Origin of the sequence: Aequorivita sinensis (assembly GCF_006346335.1) — a bacterium.
GTDB lineage: Bacteria > Bacteroidota > Bacteroidia > Flavobacteriales > Flavobacteriaceae > Aequorivita > Aequorivita sinensis.
Map to the genome: position 1 here is coordinate 1 of NZ_VDMC01000033.1, position 4,007 is coordinate 4,007.

Genomic DNA, 4,007 nt, shown 5'->3' on the forward strand with positions numbered 1-4,007 from the left:
TGTGCTGAGCAAAGTCGAAGTATCCATGTACTCAGTTGTTGTAATTGTTGAGCGGAATGTTGCTTTCTTTTTTAGTTTTATCCCTGTGGCATCGTAAAAATACTCAATTTTATGCCAGTGTGAAAAGAATATTTAACAACAGTAATTGAGCTAGTTTGTACAGGAACACGCGCGGGACGCCCGCGCCAGCGGGGGCGCTATTCAATACAATTAAAAAAATTATTCCCAAAGTACTGATTTAAAGTTTTTTTGTCTAAATTTAATATTTTCCATTCCCCATCACTATCATAAATTAATATTTTGGTATCCTGTTTCGTAATGTGTAAAATTTTTGAATTTGGATTAAATGAAACATTTTCTTTACCATATTTTGAATAATTAAACTCTAGCGCACTGGCATCTAAATATGGAGTCATCTGAGCAGTTGTAACTTTATATTCAACTTTATAATAACTGGAGGAATTACATTTTCCTTGTTTTTGAACTTCTAACTCCCCAATATTACTATAGCCCATAGGAAATTTTCTATTATTATAAATATTATCAAATTTTTCTCTAATAGAACTAATACTGTTCTTATTAAGATATTCCTTCGGTGTATTTTTTATTTGATATTCAATATCTCCTTTAAATGAAGCAGAATTATATTCATTTATTTTTTTCTCAATTTCTAACATATTCAATTGTGGTAAACAACTATTTAGAATAAAAAAAGATAAAATGAATAAAGCTATCTTTAGGTATTTCATATTGTAAATAACTTTATTGTTTATGTAATGCAATATTAATTAATGTATTGTTATTTAATAAAGGTTTGACTTTTTTATTGAATGCTTGTAAAGCATTTGCCCTATGAGTTGACATCATATCACTTCCTCTACCCGCTTCTGTAGTACTCAATAATGCTGTAATTGTTCCAGCAGCTTTTCCTGACATAGAAAAAGCCTTCTCCAATCCTTTTTCAGTTAAACTGTTTACAGCCTTACCTTTAATGAAGTTGCCAATTTCAGATTCACTTTTGGATCCTGACCCAGAATTAGACCCCATGAATATTGATATTAATACAGTTTTTGTAACATTTCCTACAAATCCACTTCCATTTTCGCTTGAAGAAAAATCTACTCCAGCTTTTTCATTTATATCAGAAGATACTTCGGATATGTAGTCATCTCTTTGTTTCATCATTTGAGAATTATCACTTGGACTTTCACCCACTGTACCAAAAAATGATCCTCCTAAATTTTTAAATTCCTCCTTTACTGATTCACTAACATTATTTTCTAGAGGTGAACTCTTACCATTGTCTTCTGCGGCTAACTTTATTGCATTATCTCCAGTAGCATCATACCATTTAACTTCTCCAGTACTTAAATTTTTTATCCAATCTTCAGGTGCCATCCCATCAGGATCAATAAAATATATAGGATTATTAAAAGCATAATTATAAGGCGAGTACCTTCTCATTTCCTCCGCCAATGGGTCAACGTTCATCCACCTTCCTAAAGCTGGGTCGTAATTACGTGCGCCGAAGTCGTAGGTGTTAGATATTCTATTCATATACATCCTAATTCAAAGCTTAAACCGATTAATTACTCAAAATTCAATAATTTAAATACCAAACTATCTTTTTTATTGATTATATAGAAATAATTTTCGCCCTTATATTTATGTAATTTATATGGAACTAATTTATCAACAGAATAAAAAATCTCTATATCCTGATATTCTGGATTATCGCTTTTTGAAATTAATGGGCAAAATGAAATAAACAAATATTTCTCATTTAGAATTGCTCCTCCTCTTTCATTTATTTGACTTTGTACTGTAATTTCTAATGCGTCGTCAATTGAAATCCTATTAAATTCATCGAAAGGATTTTTACAGCTTATAATAATTACAAACAGCGACAGCAATGAAATTTTTACCATGATTTTCCAATTTTTGCTTTAGAATTTCCTAATCCCCCATTAATATCTAATAAAGTTAAACTTCCTCCAAAACCAGCTGCACCACCAATACCCCGCTGGTGCGCGATTGCATCGCGTTCCTCGCACAATTTTAATTAATAACACTTAAACTAAGTCATTTTATTGAGACTAAAATCGTTTTAAAGAAGGAAAGCTCAAAGCACGCGAAAGGATTCGCGCGCCAGCGGGGGAAAACTATCAACACATTTGATACGCTACCCCAGAGCACCAGTTTAGACCATTACCTTCTAGTTGTATCCTTCACGAAAAAATCTTTTTCAAAAAAAAGTTTTTTAGTTTTTTCAATGATATCTACCATAGTAGTATCTTTTTGGTTGAGTTTAATTATTTTCCCTTTTTCAATGATGTAGCCATTTAATTTATGTTTTCCTTTATTTTTTGGGATTAGCCAAAATTTCGCAGGTTTATTGTTTTTGCCGTAGGTCGAATCAATTTTCGTTTTATTTGCATTTGTATCCTCACTCCAAAAATAAACCATGTGAAAATCATATTCTTTTGATATTTGAGGCTCTAAGTCTATATACCCAAGCGTTAATTTTCCTAATGGTATTGTATCTTTCAAATCAATAGTATAATAATTACTACTATCTTTAATAATATTGCCTTTCTTATCGAAGGATACTATTTGGTTAGGATATTGCATTTTATTAATCGAAGAATCATTCGATGCGTTTACATACTCTATTTTTCTATATAAATTCCCATCATCATAATAATAATGCCACCATCCTTCTGTAATAGTATCTCTTATTTTACCTTTGGATAAAAGCTGTCCATTTTCGTAGTATCGTTCAAAAATACTACTGCCATCTTTTTCATATCTTTTAACTATTATTTTGCCATTTTTATCAAAACCTATCGTGGTGTCGATTAATTGGTCATTTTTATAGTATTCAATGGTCTTAAGTTCACCAGTTTTATAATACTCTCGCAATTCTCCGTCTTTTTGACCTTCTTTATTATATTCAATCTCCGATAAAAGCTCGCCTGTATCACGATAGTATTTTTCTGTCGTCTTTTTTTGGCAATTAATTAAGGTCGCTATCACGACAAAAACACATATTAATTTAATAAAAAAATTCTTAGTCATAATATTAATTGCTTCTACCCATTAGAGAATCTAATTTTTTAGAGTTTATTTCATCCATTCGTCTTTCAGCATTTCTGATTGCTTGTGAGGAAGCATTCTTTAAACTATCAAGCTTATCCTCGGAAATTCCAACCTGAACATTCTTCGTTCCTCCTATAGAGAAAACACTATTTGGAGGATGAACGGTAGTTGTTATTTCTGTTTCCCTTACCGCAGTGACTGTTATTAAATTAGGTTCAGATTCATTTGTAGTATTCGATTCATTATTAGAAACTGCTTTATCAGTTTTACTTACCGCTTCAACCCCATCACCTAGTCCGTGCAATAATTTTTCAAAAACACTTCCTTTAGAATTTAAACCATTTGCAGGTGATGGGCCAATAGCTTCGACAACCTCTAGGAATTCGTCTACAGGTACTGTTGGTATACTGTTGTCACCTTTAGGCTGGTTCTTATTTGTGCCCTCACTACTAACAAAATTTACCCCGATAGATCTTACCTCCCTAATTAATGACCCAACACCTGATCCAACAGCTTTTATTCCTTGCCAAGTACTTCGACCGATGTTAACGGGATTCAGCCCAGGTAAATTATTTCCACAACAATCATTTTCTTGAGGTGCCATCCCATCCGGGTCAATAAAATAGACAGGATTATCAAAAGCATAATTATAAGGAGAGTGCCTTCTCATCTTTTCCGCCAGCGGGTCTATGTTCATCCAGCGCCCAATTGCAGGGTCATAGTTCCTTGCGCCAAAATCGTACATTTCAATGCCGAACTCGCTTTGAAGTTCCTTGCCTCCAAACTTGTAAGTATAACTATCTCCCAAAAGCGGAGTAACAGGGGTAATAATAACATTGCCTCCCACTCCAACTTCAAAAACACTATGGTCAGGGTTGTAGCTTAGGTGTATTATGCCTTCCTCTCGG

At 33.0% G+C, this 4,007-nt stretch carries 5 protein-coding genes and 1 pseudogene; all 6 read right to left on the reverse strand.

What is annotated here, in order from left to right:
• Positions 1–197: 197 nt before the first annotated feature.
• A complete protein-coding gene (locus FHP04_RS14100) occupies positions 198–677 on the reverse strand; it encodes a hypothetical protein (RefSeq protein WP_158319150.1) in 480 nt (159 codons plus the stop codon).
• Between the two features lie 718 nt (positions 678–1,395).
• Positions 1,396–1,536, reverse strand: a pseudogene (locus FHP04_RS14850) (RHS repeat-associated core domain-containing protein); the annotation flags it as partial.
• Between the two features lie 53 nt (positions 1,537–1,589).
• Positions 1,590–1,928, reverse strand: a complete 339-nt coding sequence (locus FHP04_RS14110; protein ID WP_139856797.1) for a hypothetical protein — start codon at positions 1,926–1,928, stop codon at positions 1,590–1,592.
• Complete coding sequence (locus tag FHP04_RS14795; RefSeq protein ID WP_262710123.1) at positions 1,922–2,056, reverse strand: hypothetical protein; 135 nt, start codon at positions 2,054–2,056, stop codon at positions 1,922–1,924. Before FHP04_RS14795 ends, FHP04_RS14110 begins: the two co-directional genes overlap by 7 nt.
• A 152-nt stretch (positions 2,057–2,208) precedes the next feature.
• On the reverse strand, positions 2,209–3,078 hold the full coding sequence (locus FHP04_RS14115) for a toxin-antitoxin system YwqK family antitoxin (protein WP_139856798.1): 870 nt from the start codon (positions 3,076–3,078) through the stop codon (positions 2,209–2,211).
• A 4-nt stretch (positions 3,079–3,082) separates the two neighbouring features.
• Positions 3,083–4,007 (reverse strand): RHS repeat domain-containing protein (locus FHP04_RS14120; protein WP_139856799.1); only part of this gene is annotated, 925 nt, incomplete at its 5' end.

Bases quoted from the DNA above. Each gene is read 5' to 3' on its own strand.
- FHP04_RS14115 (WP_139856798.1), bottom strand. From the start codon at position 3,078: ATGACTAAGAATTTTTTTATTAAATTAATATGTGTTTTTGTCGTGATA.
- FHP04_RS14100 (WP_158319150.1), bottom strand. From the start codon at position 677: ATGTTAGAAATTGAGAAAAAAATAAATGAATATAATTCTGCTTCATTT.
- FHP04_RS14110 (WP_139856797.1), bottom strand. From the start codon at position 1,928: ATGGTAAAAATTTCATTGCTGTCGCTGTTTGTAATTATTATAAGCTGT.